This window comes from Paenibacillus sp. Negev47 (genome assembly GCF_058313655.1).
In genome coordinates, this window is record NZ_CM177754.1 from 3,001,496 (window position 1) to 3,020,746 (window position 19,251).

21 protein-coding genes are annotated in these 19,251 nt (G+C 39.7%); 3 read left to right on the plus strand and 18 right to left on the minus strand.

The features are described 5' to 3' along the window. Positions 1-427: 427 nt before the first annotated feature. The 6 genes from AC4G47_RS13705 to AC4G47_RS13730 form a co-directional block, all read right to left on the minus strand. Positions 428-1,738, minus strand: a complete 1,311-nt coding sequence (locus AC4G47_RS13705) for an MFS transporter (protein ID WP_491106377.1) — start codon at positions 1,736-1,738, stop codon at positions 428-430. Positions 1,739-1,881: 143 nt separating this feature from the next. After that, positions 1,882-2,049: an MBL fold metallo-hydrolase gene (locus AC4G47_RS13710; protein WP_491106378.1), complete on the minus strand. Its 168-nt coding sequence runs from the start codon at positions 2,047-2,049 to the stop codon at positions 1,882-1,884. A 447-nt stretch (positions 2,050-2,496) separates the two neighbouring features. Beyond that, positions 2,497-2,949, minus strand: coding sequence for a cysteine desulfurase family protein (locus tag AC4G47_RS13715; protein WP_491106379.1), 453 nt, complete (start codon positions 2,947-2,949; stop codon positions 2,497-2,499). Between the two features lie 157 nt (positions 2,950-3,106). Further along, positions 3,107-3,349 carry a rhodanese-like domain-containing protein gene (locus AC4G47_RS13720; protein ID WP_491106702.1) on the minus strand — a complete coding sequence of 81 codons (243 nt, stop codon included), beginning with the start codon at positions 3,347-3,349 and terminating at the stop codon, positions 3,107-3,109. 66 nt (positions 3,350-3,415) lie between these two features. Next, positions 3,416-3,742 carry an ArsR/SmtB family transcription factor gene (locus AC4G47_RS13725; RefSeq protein WP_491106380.1) on the minus strand — a complete coding sequence of 109 codons (327 nt, stop codon included), beginning with the start codon at positions 3,740-3,742 and terminating at the stop codon, positions 3,416-3,418. A 572-nt stretch (positions 3,743-4,314) separates the two neighbouring features. Beyond that, on the minus strand, positions 4,315-5,199 hold the full coding sequence (locus tag AC4G47_RS13730) for an alpha/beta fold hydrolase (protein ID WP_491106381.1): 885 nt from the start codon (positions 5,197-5,199) through the stop codon (positions 4,315-4,317). Positions 5,200-5,994: 795 nt separating this feature from the next. On the opposite strand from AC4G47_RS13730, the gene AC4G47_RS13735 reads away from it, so the two are divergent. Then, positions 5,995-6,561, plus strand: a complete 567-nt coding sequence (locus AC4G47_RS13735) for a beta-class carbonic anhydrase (RefSeq protein WP_491106382.1) — start codon at positions 5,995-5,997, stop codon at positions 6,559-6,561. A 21-nt stretch (positions 6,562-6,582) separates the two neighbouring features. On the opposite strand, the gene AC4G47_RS13740 is transcribed toward AC4G47_RS13735, so the two are convergent. The 4 genes from AC4G47_RS13740 to AC4G47_RS13755 form a co-directional block, all read right to left on the minus strand. Then, positions 6,583-6,732, minus strand: coding sequence for a hypothetical protein (locus tag AC4G47_RS13740; RefSeq protein WP_491106383.1), 150 nt, complete (start codon positions 6,730-6,732; stop codon positions 6,583-6,585). Positions 6,733-6,970: 238 nt separating this feature from the next. Then, positions 6,971-7,525 (minus strand): AAA family ATPase, encoded by a 555-nt coding sequence (locus AC4G47_RS13745; protein ID WP_491106384.1) that lies wholly within the window; start codon positions 7,523-7,525, stop codon positions 6,971-6,973. 168 nt (positions 7,526-7,693) lie between these two features. Further along, the gene (locus AC4G47_RS13750; protein ID WP_491106385.1) at positions 7,694-8,089 is read right to left on the minus strand and encodes a VOC family protein; all 396 of its coding nucleotides are present in this window, start codon (positions 8,087-8,089) and stop codon (positions 7,694-7,696) included. 464 nt (positions 8,090-8,553) lie between these two features. After that, positions 8,554-8,925 (minus strand): winged helix-turn-helix transcriptional regulator, encoded by a 372-nt coding sequence (locus AC4G47_RS13755; RefSeq protein ID WP_458122677.1) that lies wholly within the window; start codon positions 8,923-8,925, stop codon positions 8,554-8,556. A gap of 175 nt (positions 8,926-9,100) precedes the next feature. Between AC4G47_RS13755 and AC4G47_RS13760 the strand changes: the two genes are divergently transcribed. Beyond that, positions 9,101-10,003, plus strand: a complete 903-nt coding sequence (locus AC4G47_RS13760; protein WP_491106386.1) for an NmrA/HSCARG family protein — start codon at positions 9,101-9,103, stop codon at positions 10,001-10,003. Positions 10,004-11,208: 1,205 nt separating this feature from the next. Here the strand turns inward: AC4G47_RS13760 and AC4G47_RS13765 are convergent. Then, on the minus strand, positions 11,209-11,868 hold the full coding sequence (locus AC4G47_RS13765; RefSeq protein WP_491106387.1) for a TetR/AcrR family transcriptional regulator: 660 nt from the start codon (positions 11,866-11,868) through the stop codon (positions 11,209-11,211). A 233-nt stretch (positions 11,869-12,101) separates the two neighbouring features. Between AC4G47_RS13765 and AC4G47_RS13770 the strand changes: the two genes are divergently transcribed. After that, a complete protein-coding gene (locus tag AC4G47_RS13770; protein WP_491106388.1) occupies positions 12,102-13,100 on the plus strand; it encodes an aldo/keto reductase in 999 nt (332 codons plus the stop codon). A 1,032-nt stretch (positions 13,101-14,132) separates the two neighbouring features. On the opposite strand, the gene AC4G47_RS13775 is transcribed toward AC4G47_RS13770, so the two are convergent. The 7 genes from AC4G47_RS13775 to AC4G47_RS13805 form a co-directional block, all read right to left on the minus strand. Next, on the minus strand, positions 14,133-14,762 hold the full coding sequence (locus AC4G47_RS13775; RefSeq protein WP_491106389.1) for a TetR/AcrR family transcriptional regulator: 630 nt from the start codon (positions 14,760-14,762) through the stop codon (positions 14,133-14,135). Positions 14,763-15,011: 249 nt separating this feature from the next. Beyond that, positions 15,012-15,290 carry a hypothetical protein gene (locus AC4G47_RS13780; protein ID WP_491106390.1) on the minus strand — a complete coding sequence of 93 codons (279 nt, stop codon included), beginning with the start codon at positions 15,288-15,290 and terminating at the stop codon, positions 15,012-15,014. Positions 15,291-15,838: 548 nt separating this feature from the next. After that, a complete protein-coding gene (locus tag AC4G47_RS13785; RefSeq protein ID WP_491106391.1) occupies positions 15,839-16,174 on the minus strand; it encodes an EthD domain-containing protein in 336 nt (111 codons plus the stop codon). A 404-nt stretch (positions 16,175-16,578) separates the two neighbouring features. Next, positions 16,579-16,857, minus strand: a complete 279-nt coding sequence (locus AC4G47_RS13790) for an ArsR/SmtB family transcription factor (protein ID WP_491106392.1) — start codon at positions 16,855-16,857, stop codon at positions 16,579-16,581. Between the two features lie 120 nt (positions 16,858-16,977). After that, positions 16,978-17,100 carry a MerR family DNA-binding transcriptional regulator gene (locus tag AC4G47_RS13795; protein ID WP_491106393.1) on the minus strand — a complete coding sequence of 41 codons (123 nt, stop codon included), beginning with the start codon at positions 17,098-17,100 and terminating at the stop codon, positions 16,978-16,980. A gap of 703 nt (positions 17,101-17,803) precedes the next feature. Further along, positions 17,804-18,778 carry a phosphotransferase enzyme family protein gene (locus AC4G47_RS13800; protein WP_491106394.1) on the minus strand — a complete coding sequence of 325 codons (975 nt, stop codon included), beginning with the start codon at positions 18,776-18,778 and terminating at the stop codon, positions 17,804-17,806. A 125-nt stretch (positions 18,779-18,903) separates the two neighbouring features. Continuing rightward, positions 18,904-19,170: a CD3324 family protein gene (locus tag AC4G47_RS13805; protein WP_145321631.1), complete on the minus strand. Its 267-nt coding sequence runs from the start codon at positions 19,168-19,170 to the stop codon at positions 18,904-18,906. Between the last annotated feature and the right edge of the window lie 81 nt (positions 19,171-19,251).

Sequence of the window (19,251 nt, forward strand, 5' to 3'; positions counted from 1 at the left end):
TTAGATATTCTTTCTTCTCGATCATGAAAAGTATCGTTGGGACTGTAAAAATCAAAAATCTTGCCGCCATAGCTTCGACCTGATTGGCATCAATATGACCTAGTGTATCTGCGGATATTGAACGAGTAATTCCCGTAGCTTAGGTAATATGGCGTGACACACATTACACTCAGGTCTGGATACGTATAAGAAACTCAACTTATACTTCTCAAGAAACGCTTCTACCATATCCAGCGAAGTCAATTCATGAACGGTAGTATTCTACTTTTCAATAGAAGCATCCTTTCTTTAAGTCTTCCTCACATGTAAAAGTACCAGATTCTAGAACCAAAAATAGCCACCATTGCAGCGGCTTTCCCGGTATCCCTACAGATCTCCAAAACTTTAAAGTTGCGTTAATTACTAGCCAAAGACGGCCTCACTTTCATTAAACTTTGTTCTTCTTTCGCGACCAAACTACTACCGGAATAAGAAGCAATGAAAGGAATCCTCCAATTAAAGAGAGCGTCGTAAAACTGGATTGGGCCACGACCATACCCGATAAAGCTCCTCCAGAAGCACCAGCTAATGCAATTAAAACATCCACTGTACCCTGTGTTTTCGCGCGAATTTGCGGCGGTGTCGCATCAACGATTGCTGCTGTTCCGCTGATTAACCCGAAATTCCATCCGAGCCCAAGGAGTGCTAGACCTAGAATAAGGAGTCCCATCGAGTCTCCTGGTGCAAGCGCGGAAACTAAGCCTGCTAATAGCAAAGTAACGCCAGAAGCATATGACATTAATGTACGTCCGTATCTATCAACTAAAGCGCCAGTAATTAGGGAAGGCAGATACATCGCTGCGATATGGATACCAATGACGATACCAACATCTCCTAATCCGTGTCCGTGATGCTTCATGTGAACCGGTGTCATGGTCATAATAGCAATCATCACAATTTGAGTTAGCACCATTACCGTAGCTCCTACGATAATGCCTGATTTATTAACACTTGCTTCCGTAGCATGTGTTTCTTCCGCACCGCTCTGATTTTTGTTTAAGCGCTGAGCTTTCACAATGGCCTTGGAAACAATAAAAGGATCCGGGCGCAAAAAGATGAGAAGCATCAATCCGGCTATAATATATGCCACGGCTGCAAGCATAAAAGGTCCTGACAATGCAGGGGCGCCGATGGAAGTGGCTAGCCTTCCCGTAGTATTCACAAGATTGGGGCCAGCAACTGCACCAAATGTTGTGAAGACCATCGCCGTACTAATCGATTTCGCCCTCTGTTTGGGCTGAGCCAAGTCTGTACCCGCATAGCGTGCTTGCAAGTTTGTTGCTGTGCCTGCACCATATATTAACAATGAAATCAATAGAAGTGGCAAATTGTCTAATACAGCTGCTAAAACAACCCCGATGGCACCAATTCCCCCACCGATAAAACCGGTCGCTAGACCAGCTCTACGACCAAGGTTTTGTGAAAGACGCCCTACCATTAAGGCAGCACCAGCAGAACCTAGAGTAAATAACGCCGCCGGCACCCCAGCGAAACTATCCGTTCCCAGCATGTCTTGGGCAAGAAGCGCACCCACGGTCACACCGGCAGCCAATCCAGCTCCTCCGAAAATCTGAGAAATAATAACGATGATCATGGTTCTTTTATACAGTTGACGTTGCTTTTCGGTTGATTCAACATATTCCTTCAGTGAATCGGAGATCTTTGCATTTTTTTTTGCAAGTAACAAGTCTTCAGTCATAATCTGTTCTCCCTTATATTAAACAAATCAATTGAATATTTATTTTTAGAGCAATTAAAAAGCCATACATCTGTACAGCATAGATTTATATCTCTAATTGTTCGAGATTCTCTTTGGACTTAATAGGGCCAGCGTGCACAAAATCAAACGAAACATCTGCCGATCGGTGTAGAATATATTGAGCCCCGTTTTTTTACTAATTCCCTCGCACCCGATACATGATCCGCATGGAGATGCGTATCAAAGACAAAATTGATTTTCATATTTAAACGCTCCGACTCCTGAATATAAAAATCAACTTGGTCTAGCATAGGGTCTACGACAACCCCATTTGAAAGGCTGCCGCTGAATCCCTCCCAGTTAAGTATATGGTTATGATTGCACTACAAATCCCTGAAGGCGCTCCCGAAATAAAGATAGAACTGTCTCAATTTCTTCCAATGTTGTGTATTTTCCTAAACTAAAACGGACGGCACCCAGCCCCTCATATACGCTAAGGCCCATTGCGCGTAACACTGGGGATAGGGAAGTATTTCCTGAGTGACAAGCAGATCCGTAGAGGCAGCAATTTCCGGAATTTGATTCAAAATATCCTGAGGTGAGTGGTCTTGTTCTGTTGCCTGGTTCCGCGGCTTTTCCCAGCCCTACCAAATAAGGCACATTTTCCGTTCCGACCCGCCTGCCCGATTCGTGACCAGCACCATATAAAATAGCCTTTATTTCGGTGCCTTCACGAACATAAAGCGCTCCCACTCCCTTTAGCATTTATGTCCTGAAATGGACATCAAGTCAACACCGAGCGAATCAACGTGTGCCGGAATTTTACCGAAAGATTGTACGGCGTCCGTATGAAGTGGAATATGATACCGCTTAGCGATTATTGAAATTTCATCAATGGGTTGGATCGTGCCAACTTCACTATTAGCATGCATAACGGAAATAAGAATGGTGTCACTGCGAATGGCTCGTTCAATATCTGCTGGCGATACCCTTCCCCAACGATCAACAGGAACATAAGTTACCTCAGCGCCAAGTGTTTGCAGAAAAGCACAGGGATTTAAGATCGCAGGATGCTCAATTGTTGTTGTGATGATATGAGAACCTCGGTGACGAGAGGCATAATACACGCCCTTTAAGGCGTAATTATTCGCTTCTGTTCCTCCGCTTGTAAAAATGATCTCATTGACTTTTCCTCCTATAGCAGCGGCCACCTGACTTCTTGCTTATTCAATCGTTTCTTTAAGCATTTCAGAAGCCCTATGGCTTGAAGAGGGGTTGCCAAAGTGCTTCCGTAGGTAGGGCAACATTTCTGCAAGTACTTCAGGGCTATCGGTGTACTCGCATTGTAATCCAAATAGATAGGCTTTATTATCTCTGTGCTTGGTACTCTCGCCATTCGTACACCCCTTCCTCCATTCGAAAAGCAGTATATCCCTCTTCACGCATCATTTGTACTGCTTCAGCGGAAAAAACACAATATGGACCACGGCAATATGCAGCTATCTGGGAGCCTTTAGGAAGAGTTTTTAAGTAATGGTGGAAATCCTCCAAAGGGACGGAAATGACTCCCGGTATATGGCCAGCTTCAAACTCATCAGCTGGGGCGGACATCAAGTAATACAATATTCCCCTGCTCCATTTTGTTCACTACTTCATGGAGAGAAAGCGTCTGCTGATTCATAAAGTCTTTTTTGACACGAGCAACGTCTCCAAGTTCATCTCGCTAATTCGCCATAAAGAGTTTAGAAAGCCTTCTATTTCGGGACGAGCCAGAGAGTAGATTACGTATGTCCCCCTTTTACTAAATTTGACCAGATTGGCATCCAACAGAATTTGAAGGTGTCGTGAGACATTTGTGACGCTCATTCCTGTTGCTTTAGCCATTTTCTCAACTGATTTTGGGCCTTGAGCCAATAAATGCATGACTTCTAGCCGTTTGTCACTAGATAGGCATTTCCCGATTCTGGAGAATTGCCGATATAAGTCATCTTTGAAATCGCGCAATGAAAGTTATTCCATCATAATTCGTGCTCCTCCTTTTTAAACTATTCAATGAATTATTTGAATTATATGAGCGATGTCTTTATTTCGTCAAGCCATCACATATCACCAATTTATAATTCAATTAAATAATTTAGTACTGGATGTAATGAACAAAAGGGCAATGACCCGTTCCGTTAGCAAAACCGACCTCCACCCCTTGGATAGGCATGACGAAGGAATGAAAGGGCATAGGGTTATGACCCGTTGAGACATGGGAGGGAAAGCCTCCAAGGGCAGCGTGGAGAATGCGTGCAGCATATGTAATAATATGGGATTTTCAACAGATTCCCTATTTCAATCTGCCCTCATCTTATCAAAACGGTCCTATCTCTTTCGTTTATGTAAAGCAACCTATACCATATGGTTTGAAATCCTGCGAATAAGCGAGTATTCGTGAGCATTATCTATTAAACTGAGGGAGTTCATTAAGGGTACTTGAACTACCAAAGTTCTCGATAATCATCAATTCACATTAGTGTCGATGACTATATTATCATGAGATGCCTGGAACTAAATAGCCGTAGTCATAACCCTTATTCAATATGTTTTAGAAAGTCTTCAATCGTTTGTAACAACTTTTCAGGGTACTCCCCATTGATAGCATGAGAGGCGTCTTCGAATAACACCATATTACTGTATGGATTCCTTAAATTTTCTACACCGATTTGAAACGACTTTTCGGAATGATGCATAGTCGATTGACCAGCCAAAATTCCGAGCACTGGCATCTTAAGTTTCTTCAAATGTTCAGTTTTAACCTTTTCTGGCATTGGCAATTTACTTTTGAATGTTCGCATTCCTGTTTCAATCAATTTGGCAGTCGGCTCACTCTCATCAATTTCAGCACCACCAGAGATATAACTAAGCATTCTTTCCCTTATTGATTTTGGCACTGCTGGTACGGAAGCTGGAATCGAAACTAGAATCATTTTTAGTGGAATAGGACCAAAAACATAAACTGGTTCTACTAATATGAGTGTTTGAATTTTTTCTGGGTGCTTAATTGCTAAATTTGCCGCACTCCATCCACCAAATGACAATCCTAATAAGTTGATTTCCTCTTCTGGCAATTGTTCTAGCACTTGTTTTAACCAAATAGCTTGATCCATATTAGTTTTGATACGTTTTGTCTCTATACTTAACCCTGGCTCACCTATCAAATCAATTGTGTAAACCGGACGGTGTTTTAGAAAATCATTGAGATTTGCTTCCCACATTGGTGTAGCAGACCCCTTTCCAGGAAGTAACAATAACGGTGTTTTGTCTGGTGTTTCCTCTTCTTGAAATTTGTATAGCTTCACTTTACCAAAATCGGTATTGAGCATTTTTGACTCAAAAGGTTGTGGTAAATAACTCATCGCCTCATGATAAGAATTTATGTATTCTTGCTTACCTTCATTTGTAACGAAACCACTCATTGAACCATCATCTTTGAAAAGACCTGATTATGTACAATAGTTTGAATATAGCGAAAGAAACAATAACTAAAGTGATCCATCTTTTTACAAACCTCCTTCTATTCTTACTATAGTCTATGACGTAACATTATAAGAAATGCTTAAATTGAAGTAATAAACGATATAACCACAGTACCTATTTCGAGAAAATGTGTTGAATATCAGATAACAACCTTCTTTTGATAAATTGAACGTTATTCAACAATCCTGCCCCTTTAGTTCAATAAGATAGATGAACAGTATCGACCGGGTCTGAACCAGCTGATCCCCATACTTCCCCATCAACGTGATAACCGCCACCACTCCATTGAAGCAAGTAGCCTCCAGTACTCATACCTTGTGTGAAACCTTCTTTACTATTTATCCAATCTAAGGATTCCCAGGCAGCAATCGTTATAGCAAAATACACTTTACTAGTATTTAAGTGCGTTAAACTAACATTCACTTCATGGCTACTATTGTTCTTCATTAGCAGTTTTATATGTACAAATCCCGGATTTACGGAAAAGGGTTACTGTACCGTTGCGCCTCCAGAAGCAATATAGTGGGAGGGTTTGCTCTCTGTTCGCTTAAAGAATTAAAGGGTTGTACGTGACATATAGAAGCGGGAACGCTCATGTACAATTTTTTAAAATTTTCGAGAATGCGCCCACAACCACCTATCGACATTATCATTTCCTTTCGATTGATGTAGCGTTTATTTGCCACGCCGAGGTATAATAATTTTCGGTATGAAAACTAGACGAGGTGATTAGAATGGAAAGATTATATGAAATTCTTCATTTTAACCAAGAGTTTGTTGAGGATAAGGAATTTGAGAAATATCAAGGAACTCGTTATAAGGATAGGAAAATCGTTGTCGTAACCTGTATGGACGCAAGGCTTGTCGATCTACTCCCCAAAGCGTTGAATATAAAGGAAGGTAATGCCAAAATAATTAAAGATGCGGGCGCAATTGTTTTACATCCGTTCGGCAGTGTTATGCGAAGCATTATCGTAGCTATCTATGAATTAAAAGCCGATGAAGTGTTTGTAATAGGTCATCATGATTGCGGCATGGGTGCAATCGACCCAGATGGAACCATAAACAAAATGAAGGAACGAGGTATTTCGTCCGATAAGCTTGATACACTAGAAAGTGCAGGAATCGATTTGCATAAATGGCTCCATGGCTTCGACAGCGTGGAAGAATCAGTTAAATCTAGTGTTAAGACGGTTAAGCATCATCCGCTTCTACCCGATAATGTTCCGGTTCATGGTCTTGTCATCGACCCGAATACAGGGAAACTTGACTTGCTTGTTGACGGGTATAAGGATGGCTAACCTGTATTGACACAAGTTTGATCACTTGAATGTACAATAAATAGTGGTTTTCTGTTTATGACTGCTACTACTACCCAATGGAAGGTTTCTGGAACATATTTTCTTGAACATCATTTGGACGAGGTCATTGTCTAACTGATCTTCAATAACTTTATAATACATCTGTATCAATAAATCATCTGCCCGAACAAATAAATAAAGACCGCGATACTAGCCGGAATTTTCTCCGTTCTTTCTTTTAACCTTGTTCCGTTTCAGTTCACACGTTGATCGGCTGCCTCCTTGGTTTTATTAAGCTATCGTTTCCCGTTAGTTTAACGTAAAATTTCTTATTGTGAATAGCTTTTCAGATTTCGGGTTTTTAGGATTCTCGTTGATTAATATCTTTTCTTGTTCTAGATCGCCTAACCTATTTAGCAAAAATTTTCTTGCTTAGTTCCTTAATGGAGGGGTTGTATTCCCCTGAAGTGTCAATATAGAATTTAGGGACGTCGATCTGGGGTTCCTCGTAAGGGCTCGAGTTCAATTTAATTCCTTTTCTAGCCATGTCGACTCCCTTTTCGCCATGGAAGTACTCCCGAAGCGGGTTGTCTAGCCCCCGCCGGACAAATCTGTCGAGCGCGATCTTTTCGTCAACCTTGCATATCAAGAGATAGACCCGCGCCCTTCCCATGAACTGTTCAAGCATAGTCGACCATATACTGTGCTGGAACGCTGCTTCAGCAATCACCGATACATTGTTTGTTATCAGCCCCATTAACGTATCAAAGAAGATTTCCGTGGCCGTTATATTGGGCTCCCCTGGAAGCTCGTCATGACTTTTGCCGAAAGTATGCAAATATCCTTCCTTAATCTGATCCCGGTTGATTACTGGCATAAAAATCTCATTACCAAGCTCCTTAGAAAATGTTGTTTTCCCTGCGCCTGGTCTACCAGCGACAACTATTAAATACGGCTTTGTCAAGGGGTTCACTCCTTTTTACGTAATAAAAAGTTAAAATACTATCATGAATATTTTACCAACAAGTATTTATTTATCCAACTTAACTATCTCCCATTTACTCGGCTTATCGTCGGTACGGCGCTTTTAGATACATTTGCATTAAACTGCCCGTTAGATTAGACAGCTGTCTTAAAAGATTAACTCACAATCTTTATGCTCCCATACATCAAATAAGTTTCCATCTAGATCTTCAAAAACAAAAAACTTGCCGTAAATGCCTTCATTGCTAATTGGTCTAGTTGTAACTCCATCCGATGTTAGTCTCATGTGTAATGATTCGATATCATCTGTAAAAAATGTTACAACCCACCTTGGCCGCCCGTTTACTTCAAAAACCGCTCTTGTGTCATTATCAGATTCAATTAAATCAATTATTGGGCGGTTATCCCTGAATAAACTTATATAATTCCCTCTATCGTTTCTGATGTTAAAACCAAAGTGACTGACGAACCATTCTCCAGATTTTTTTGCATTTTTAACTGGAATTACATTATATGCGATTCCTAAAATACTCCCATTTACCATACTACTCAGCCCCTGTCATAAATTCGTCTCCAAAATTAATTCAAGGTTGCTATTGCATTATCCTGCCCGTTAGCTTAACGAAAAATAGAGCAGCTGCCAACCAGCTAACTGCTCCGTGCTGTTTAGAACTAACGTTTCCCATTACTTCAATGATTACTGTATTTAAAGTTATCTTGTTTCATAACGGTCGCGACCCAGATATTAAACGTATCATATACAGATACTGGCCAAAACGGAATTTGCTATACGGAACCACGCCAGGTTAAATGTACTTCAGAGAAATGGGTAGATTTAAACCTTAGCTTACATAAGGAAATATTTGAACGGACAGTTTTCTGTTCAAGGTACCAAACGATAATTTGATGAGGAAGCAGTGCGGATGTATTTCATGCATTCTTAATCGCAGAAAAAAGAGAACTTTCTTTAAAATCAAGAAAGTTCCCTGCTAGATTATTTTTCAGTGCTCACCTATTTGTAGAACTACGATATTCTCGACCATCGACAAGCTGTGGATGTTCCCCCCAGTTTTCACCCCATATGCGCATTTGCCGAAGCACGGGAATATATTCCTGTCCTTTATTTGTTAGCGAGTACTCAACGGTTACAGGTACGGTAGGAAACACCTGGCGATTGATGACTTTATAGTGTTCCAAATGCCGCAAGACATCCGTTAAAGACTTGATGCTAATGTTATCTAAATTTCTTCGCATTTGATTAAATCGTTGCGGACCCAAACTAAGTAAGGAAAGCACCAAAAAAGACCATTTCCCGCGAACCACCTCCAAAGCTTCACGAATAGAGATGAGGCATAATTCGTCCCCTTTTCGTACATCCATAAAAATCACACCCCTAACTATAATATAGGTAGTCTATTATATTGAGTTATATAAAAAAAATGTGCCTTCTTTAAATAATATAGATGATATTTTAAGATAACAACAGGACTTATTCATGCTATGGTTTAGTTTAAGCGTAAATAGTCTTATAAAGCTTAGAGAGGAGCTTGGGGATATGAGTGATAAAAAGATATTAGTTTTGGGAGCAACCGGACAACAAGGAGGTGCGGCCGTTAGGCATCTAATCGCCGATGGCTGGAAGGTTCGTGCATTTGTTCGCGATTTATCAAGCGATAAGGCCCTGAAACTCTCCAAACTGGGAGCCGAGCTTTTTTTAGGTGACATGACTGATCTTGCCTCGCTCGATACCGCTATGCAGGGGATTTATGGTGTATTCAGTGTTCAGGCGTCGAGCTGGAACCCAACTCTCGAAACCAATGCCGATGAGAGACGTATTGGGAAGGCTGTAGCTGACGCTGCCCTAAAGGCGAACATCCAGCACTTCATTTATACATCGGTTGGCGGTGCAGATGCGCAATCCCGATATCGGGATATGCAGAAATGGGATATTGAGCGGTACATTCTTTCACTCGATGTGCCGGCTACCATATTGCGTCCCGCCACCTTCATGGAAAACTTCTCAGACCCGATGACAGCCGGCGTGCAAAACGGAACAATCGCACAAGCCTTCAAGCCAGATAGAGTGATCCCACTCGTAGCTGTGGACGACATCGGTGCTTTCGTCGTTTTAACACTTAATAGCCCAGACAATTATTTGGGTAAAACAATCGAAATTGCTGGCGACGAGTTAACACCCTTGCAGATTGTCGAGGCCATAGGCCATATAACTAACCGAACCATTCCTTACGTTCAAGTTCCGATGGACGCGTTGCGTCAGCATAATGAAATCTTGGCCGGCGTGTTTCAATGGCTAAACGAAGAAGGCCACGAGGTCGATATTTCTGTTGTACGCAAGGCTTTCCCCAAACTTACTGATTTCAATACCTGGGTGGAAAAGCAAGGAAAAGCGAAGTTTGAGGCATTGTTTCTTACAGAGTACCGTAACGTTCTCTATTAAAACCATCGCAAGTCTAACACATATTTTGGAATTATCCTTCCTGTTAGTTGAACGAAGGCTGAAAATAGCGATGATGTAGAAATTAAGGAACCAGCAATAATTAAGCTGAGGATCTTATAATTAGATATTTATCTAATCTGTAATCGGACTATGTTCTTGTCCATTTCGGCAATCGGTACAAGTTCTTGTCCTTGGCTCGGGACAAGAACTTGTACCGAAAAAAAACAAAGCCGCTAAATTAGCGACTTCAATGGGAATATGTTCTTGTCCCTCGACATTTAATGTTTAACTGATGCGGACATTTCCATTTAGGCCCCGATTGAATTTCATCTAGATGATAATACTCAACTGAGCTTGATGAAGAATTCTCGCATTTAATATATTTTATTGCTATGTTTGGGAAACTGTTATCTTTTATTTGTTCAATTTCGTTCCATTGAGGTACACTTGCTCCTACACTTCTACCCAGAATAATTCGTTCTGATTAATCCCCCCGCACTTCTCATTTGATGACTAACGATTTGGTCTGCAAAGTATTCTAAGTGATCTTTTATGATCAATGGTCCTCTATAGAAAGAATCATTATCTACTGTTTTACACATGGTGTCACAGTAAAAGTATTCTTTGTTCAGCAGAGATTTTCTCCAAAATACATAGGCATATGCATATGGACATATAGTGGGAATTCAGCTAATTCATCTGTTTTTTTGAGTTCCATTAGTTGAGAAATGCAATGTCTATGTTCCTCCAATACAGTTGTTAGTAGTTCTTCTTCTACTCTCTGGTATGCAGCGGAACAAACACGCAATAATTCATTTTGGAAAGGGCTGGAAAAATATTGATTCTGCTGAATAGGATTAGCATCGTCAAATTCAAGAGTTTCCTCTGGAGAAGCTTTGATTAACGATTTTCAAGTTGCAGTGCTGTGCATGAATGATCCATTTGGACTGAATTTTATTGTCATCCGAGTTTTGAAGCCATCGGAGTATAGTTTGGTCTAGATGGTTCGGTCCCCTCCATTCATTCCAACTAGATGAATGCAACTGAGCGAGAGAATGTCCACACTTACACATAACAGCCGTGCGTTTCATTCGCGCATTTATCTATGCTCCTAATATATCATGGAAAAACCGCCATATGATGCCGAACTTAAGCTTAAGACGTGTTTACTTTATAGAAAATTAGATAATCCAAATTTGCTAAGATTAATATAAGTTTTTTGAAATTTTTTGTGCCATGCACTCAATTCTAGGGATCATCAAGTTGTCATCCATCATTTTAATTTTATCAGGTTTAAACAACTGAATTTTCTTTAGATTGTAATAGTCAAATAGCACCTGATACACTGTCAAATGGTTCTCCATCAGGTACTTTACATCTAAAACGTTACTTAGAATCTCATCTTGCATAATGATAAGCCTACCATCAATCTTATTAAAAAAACCCTCTTTTATTCCTTCATCATAAAAAGCCAATTCCTGATATTCTCGTTGCTTCATGGCTTCTTTTAGTCGCTCATAGTTCTCAGGATAACTATTTTCAAGTTCCCTTAAGAAAATGTCTGTGATGAACTCTTTTAATAAGATTGTTTGTTCAAATGTTTGCTGAAATCGCTGAACAAATACTTGATCAGCATCAGAATCTTCAATAATTTCGTGGATATATTCGACAAATGTACTCACAATAAACGAAATAATATCTTCTTTGGTAGAGAAATATTTATATAAAGTCGCCCTGCTTATATCCATAATCTTTGAGATTTCATCCATTTTCAAACCTTGAAACCCATTTTTTCTAACGTGTAATAACAATCTATTAGTAAGCTTTTGCCTCATCTGATGTTGTTTTTCAATCTGCCGTTCCATCTAACTGCCCCCTTATAAATTATATTATATCTCATAATCATCATTTTAAACAAACTATACTAAATAGACACTTTACGTGCTTTTTGTTTACTTTATTCAACTCCCATGATATTATGTTTTTTGTTCCTATGAATAGCAGTGATGAAAATTCATATTGAACGAGCTAAGATTGGATACCTTTTTACCTAGGCTTTAAACACTTAGGTGATAGAATTATTTAAGGAGGAACAAAAATGCAAACCCGAAGTCTTGGTCAACAAGGTTTAAAAGTCTCTTCTATTGGTTTGGGTACGATGGGGATGACAATGGCATACGGTCCTTCAAATGAAGATGAAGCAATAGCAACTATTCGTCGAGCTTATGAGCTTGGAGTTAACTTTTTTGATACGGCAGAATTATATGGATATGGAAATGGTCACAATGAACAGTTGCTGGGTAAAGCTGTAAAGGATTTTCGTGACAAGGTAGTACTGGCCACCAAGTTTGGCTTTGATATGACAGCCGAGCAGATTGGAACACGTTTTAACAGCCGGCCAGAAAATATTCGTAAGGTAGCTGAGAACAGTCTTCGCTATCTGCAGACTGATTACATTGATGTGTTCTATCAGCATATCCCAGATCCCGATGTTCCTATCGAAGAAGTAGCAGGGGTCGTCGGAGACCTTATCAAAGAAGGCAAAGTTAAATATTTCGGTTTGAGCAACACCGGTTCAAACACAATTCGTAAAGCTCACGCGGTTACCCCGGTCTCTATGCTTCAGACTGAATACTCGATATTCGAACGCGAGATTGAGGACAACAATATACGAAAGACATTGAATGAACTCGGTATAGGTTTAGTGCCTTACGCTCCTTTAGGCAGAGGGTTCCTGACAGGTGCTGTTAAACCAGCCCAAGAGTACGCGGAAGACGATATGCGCCGTTACGACGAGCGCTGGCAAGGCGAAAATTATATCTACAATTTCCGAGCAACGGAACAACTTAATGAACTGGCTTCTAACAAAGGTATTTCTGTAGCCGAATTGGCACTGGCTTGGCTTCTCGCCCAGGGAGAAGATGTCGTGCCGATCCCGGGTACACGAAGTGCTAAGCGGGTTGAGCAAAACGTTGCTGCTGCTAACGTTAAACTTACAGAAGCTGATCTTCAACGTAGTAAAGAGATCCTTCCACACGGATCAGCCGGTAGCCGGTATCCAGCTGGAATGATGGAGAATTTCACAAGAGATTCATAACTTTTATAGAAAATTAAAAAAATGAATAAAAAACAGCTAACTAAGGACATAGTCATAGTTAGCTGTTTTTTATCAACACACTTAAAACTCCGTATCATCCTGTTCGAAAAATCCTATAAGCTCAAGTGTGTTACAATGATTTTTCACATATGCTTCAACTGAGTATCATTTTTTGCCTCATCAGGTTTACTGCCTCTGAGCATCAGCGCAACTGCTTGTGGGTGAATTAACGGCAAAATAACGATTAGATATACGCCTAATCGGCAATCGGACTATGTTCTTGTCCATTCCGGCAATCGGTACAAGTTCGTGTCCTTGGCTCGGGACACGAACTTGTACCAAAAAAATAACAAAGCCGCTAAGTTAGCGACTTCAATAGGAATATGTTCTTGTCCCTCGACACTAGGCTTGACGTCCCTGATTATTACTAAACGAAAAGTATTTAATATCATCCTCTCTAATGATCCCGATCGCAAGATGGAAATGTTTCTTATCTTTCGTATACTCTGATACAAACAAACCCTTCATAGTAAAAGTTACTCCTTTTAGTTTTATGGCACTTACATAACTCCACGATTGTTAAAATTACGTTAATCAACCTATTTTGGGATGCTGAATTATGTATTCGTTTACCTTCCTAAATATTCCTGTCGGTTAGTTGAATAAAGCAGCCAATCACACTGTGTCAGCTACTTTATTATGTATTAAGCTAACGTTTCCAGTAGCTTAATCCCTCATAAGAAAAATTCGTAAAGACGGAGTTGCTCGGTCTAATTGTTGCCGCGGCGTTTTAGTGCAATATTTGACGATAATCATTGAGAAAATCAAAATTAAAAACGATTAATCCCGCGCATAAAATTCAAAATTGCTTCAATGCGTATTTTATCAGCACAATCTTCGCAACAAAAAAACTTGTCCTTTCTTTCCTTAGCTTGTTTATATTTTAGTGAACCTTCGTATGCTCTGAATGTTTTTTTACAACAATAACAAAGTACATCATAGGAAAACATTGGTAACCTCCTTAGCGACACATCACTTCTTTGTTGATATATCGAAGATTGTAACCAGTTCTCTCGTATATTCCTGAACATCTAAATGAGGCTTTCTCATTAATTCAATGGTGAACCCGTCAATGGCATTTCTTATTGTTAGCGCCATCACCCTTGCCGATGGTTTGGTAAATTCCCGGAAAATTCCTTCTTGCATCCCTAGGATGAGAATATTTTCAATTGGAAGTAAAACAGCTTCATCATGGTCTACTGCAAATTGAAGTTTACCATCAGCAGTTATCTTATTAGAAAGCAATTCAATAACAGCGAAAACATGCTGTCGATTTTCATCTACAAATGTAAGATTGGATTCAATATATACCTGAAGCATTTCTTTAGGAGATTTTTGAGCTTCTATTCGTGGAGCAATATATGATTGCCAAGCCATATAGTATTCGATAGCTACTTGCTCCAATAATTCCTCTTTATTTACAAAGTGATAAGAAATAACCCCTTTACTGATTTTCGCACGTTTTGCAATCTCTCCTAAAGAGGCTTGAGTGTAACCTACTTCTGCGATTGTCTCAATCGTACATTCCACAATTTGAGCTCTACGGGCTTTTTCGATGAATGACATTGGTTTTTGGTTAGTTGATTTAATTTTTTTACTCATGTTTTTATTTTAGTACAGTCGTACAAAAAAATCAAACAAAATAACCATTTAGGTGAATATTACCTAAATGGTTTTTGAACCCCTTTATACAACTAACCTGCCCGTTAGTTTAATGGATTAACAGGCAAAATAACGATTAAACGCCTAATCGGCAATGAGAACATGTTCTTGTCTAATTCGGGTAATCGGTACAGTTCTTGTCCTTGGCTCGGGACACGAACTTGTACCCTTAAAATAAAAAAAAGCCGTTTAAATAGCGACTTCAATGGGACCATGTTCTTGTCCCTCGACATTAGATGTATTTTGAACCCAAACTTTGACCCATCCATAATTTGCTTGGATATTAAAATTCTTCGTGTAGCTACTTCCGGAAATCTGTGAATTCACAATCTCATTATCAACTGCCATTGGGGGTATGATTCCTTCACCTTGTGTAGATGCAGTAGTTGCTGATACAGATGCAACCGTGACAGCTGCTACCAAGGATAATGCCGACCAACCTACAAACAAAGTGCCTTTTTTCTTCATAATTAACCCCCCTCTTATTTCAATATATACATAAAAATAGCTTTGTTAATTTACCATAAGTTACATTATATACAAAAAGAAGATAATTCCAATTTCATGTCTTGGCATGAATTGCGAAAAAATTAGTTTCTACTATCCTTGACCTGAGTCACTCACACAACAAAAAGCACTGCCGAATTGTCGGCAGTGCTCTTTCGTTGCTGGCCGGGGACCTACTCTCCAGGACCTTTGGGCCCGAATGGGTAGCGCGGAACCCCTTCACCCTCACTACCAAGCAAGCGTTGTACAAAAAACGCTACCGCGAGAAATTCGCTGCACTTTCTCAGCGTTTCAAGTGTTATCCTTAAAAACTGTATACGAAACAAATCTGCATATTAGCACCTGCTTATTCTTCGAGGTGAATTTGGATAAGCCTTGGACCGATTAGTACCTGTCAGTTTCATGCATTGCTGCAATTCTATCTCAGGCCAATCATCCTCGACTTCTGCTATGCTCCCGAAGCCAAACAGTTGATTCCGTTGGCGGTGATGTTATGGGGGTTCACAAAGTTAGATCAATGCTTTTTCTTCTGTGACCATAACGCCGACAGAGCTGAATTCAATGAACTTCTTTTCGTCGGGTTGAACTATTTGCAGGTAGTTGTCCGATGTGAAGAACGCATCATGGTCGGCCCAACTGTCGAACCAGATTTCAGTGAGCCCATCATACGCGGGTTGAGGATAGCCCTCGGCGGTAACCGGGTGAGACACCACATATTTTCGTACGTACTTCTTGGCTTCTGTGATCGAGGAAAATAGAGGACCGTGGTGATGTCGATGATAATCTACGAATTTCTCGACGCTCATCCCCTCGATCCGATTGATCATATACACAAACTTTATCATGTCGTTTTCCACCTTTCTGTAAATGGGGCTCATTCGTTGTGGCTGCTGGTTGGCATTACCTTGCCGCGAGACACCCTGAAGGCGCTTGTCTGATATGGACACACCGATATACAGAATATATCCAGTTTCAATAACGCACCTTTAGTCGCTTAGATTATCAGTCAGCCCGAAACCCTCGCACAGCGGCTTTTACATCCTTGTTCATTTCCATTACACATAGGCAGCTAAGAGAAATTTACTAAAACGCAAATATCGTTTAACAGATCTAAACCTGAATTAGTTACTTCATCTGTAACGTCTCATTCTCTTTACTCACTTTTCAAAGAACAACTGCGCTTTTCGTCAAAGCCTTCTGTTCCCAAATTATTATATTTCCAAAAATATAGAAATATTAATCAAAAAAATTATGTCAACAGATAGGTCGCATATTTTTCCGCCACTCTGCGGTTGAGGCTGTAGTAAATAAATGTTCCTTCTTTCCGCGAATGAAGTAATCCGCACTCCGACAACTGCTTCAAATGATGCGATAATGTTGAGTTGGCGACATTTTTCAACTTCTCTCCCAGCGAGACACAGCATTGGTCCGATTCGCTCGCAAGGAGTTGGACAATATTAAGCCGCGTCGGCTCTCCCAGCGCTTTATAAACTTTTACGGCTTCGCGCGCCTCCGAATTGACTTCCATGTACAGTCCCCTCGATTTCTAAGTATATTCCTTTATTTCTATAAGTATAGAAATAATACTAATGGATTTTTTCTTATTTGTAAATCCCCATCAGAAAAATTTTTTTCGCGTGATGAATAGCTATGGTAATCCAGAAAAATCTAAGTTTTTTTGCTTTCTTGGTATTAATCCCTTATCTGTGTAATAGCGAACTGCATACTCACTTAAGTCAAGCATTTGTGCCACTTCTTTTACCGTGTACATAAAATCCCTCCTCATGATCATACAAATATGCATGCGCGCTACTCGAAATATGCGAATAGACCATATTCACACCGTAATTTGTTCCTAAAACAGACGAATTATAGGAAATTAAAAATATGAATCAAATATTAGTAAACTCTCGAATCATTCCCGTCGTTTGCTTGTTCGCTCCTTCTACTCTACATACAGTAATTCAATTTCGCTTGGTTGAAATTTTCTGTATGCAATATGTGTTTCGACGTTCTTACTCAACTAACCTGCCCGTTAGCTTAATGAAACCATAAAGAATCTTATCAACATTGGTACCATATTCTTAACCTTTTCAACAAGGAACTAGTTTTTTGCCTTTGGTCGAAAAAACCTAGTTCCTGAAACAAAAAATCGTTATTCAAGCGAAGTTTTATATTCATATGCTTTTATCTAGCCACATGATCTCCATCATGATACTATTTAGATAATCACCTAATCCGAAATGACACAATGTTCTTGTCCTTTTCGGCAAAGGAACCAAGTTCTTGTCCTCAGCTTGGGACAAGAACTTGGTTCCTTAAAACAAAAAAGCCGCTATAATAGCGACTTTGAATGGAACAATGTTCTTGTCCCGCGACAATATTATCATTTAGGGACTTCAATTGCGCATGTAATGGAAAGTTTAAAGGCCATCCTTTGTGCGATGGCCCTTCCTTTTCAAGTATCGTTCCCGTTAACATAAAAAGTCCATATCAATATAGGGAGTGTTATTTAACAAATTTTCATAGTAGAAGCGTCGGGCTTGCTCATCCCATTCGCTCCAATCAGGAGCGTTAAAATCTCTGCTTCTATAGAGCGCGGCTAAAACTCTAGCTTGCCTTAAATTAATAAATAATGGGATTTTGTTTAACCAAACTTGACTCACAGTATTTTCCTTACAATAGCCGTTTAAGAAGTTGCAATAGTAACGCTTTGCAATCTCCTTCCTTACATCTCCAGATACAACCCAAGGAATAGGGATTTCATAGAATAATGGAGTAGCAATATCAGAAACAAACCAGCTATATTCCGCATCGTCATAGTCAATAATAGTGGCTTTGTCCCCATCATTAAGATAATTGCCAGGGCTGATATCCCCATGAATAAGACCGTACGTATCTTTTTCCTTGGCTAGAGCGCTAACTTCAGTAATTAAACGATCAAAGTTATCGTGTAATTCTAACGGACAATACTTCTTAAATGAGGCTAATAGGGCATTATCATTCCATTCATAGCGTGAATGTTGGGACGAATAATTAAGTGAAAACTTATGTATTTTCCCGACCATTTGACCGATATTCTCATAAAATGTATTGCTCTCTTCGGCTATTACTGCATTTCTGCCGGGTGCTTTCTCAAAAGCTGTCACAACAAAGGACTCGTCAATTATATGAATATGATCCCCTGATAAAGACTGAATGGGCCTCGCTACTTTCATTCCGCATTCAGCCAGGAACATGATAAAATCTTGTTCCGCTCTTGTTAATAATTCATTCCGATGTGTGACATGGGCAATTCTTAAAATAACTTTTCGATCTCCAACTACCCCAGAATAAACGAAATTTTGAAACCCACTTAATTCGAAAATTGAGTCTTCACGTATTCCAAAACATTGTGCGGACTGTCTCAATATATCTTGTGTGTATAGTAGTTTAATCTTTTTATCCATATAACCTCTCCCCTTTATTTTCATGGTAACAAAAGCTGCTGATTGAAAATATACTGAATTTGATTCAGAATCAAATTCTACACAAAAAGCCACATCAGAAAGCTCGATGTGACTTACAAGTGAATCTATTTTCTAGAGTAAATGATTTTCTTAATGCTTTCGTAGGAAAGACCGAATTCATTCGAGAGTTCATCGATCGACTTTCCATTGAAATATGTTTGACGGATCGTTTCGTTTCTTAGACTTAGCTGTTCTCTACTCCCCGATTTTTCTCCCCATTTTTTGTGCAATTTTTCAGGGGTCGGGACATACACCATGCGGCCGTGAATGTACTTCTGAATTTCTTTTAGCAACTCTTCCGGAAAGATATTGTCTGCATTTACATATTTCATGATAGCTCTGCTCCTTAAAGTTTTTTTAAAATTTAAGGGAGCAAAGTCATTCTATAAACAGTAAACATCATACCAGAGATG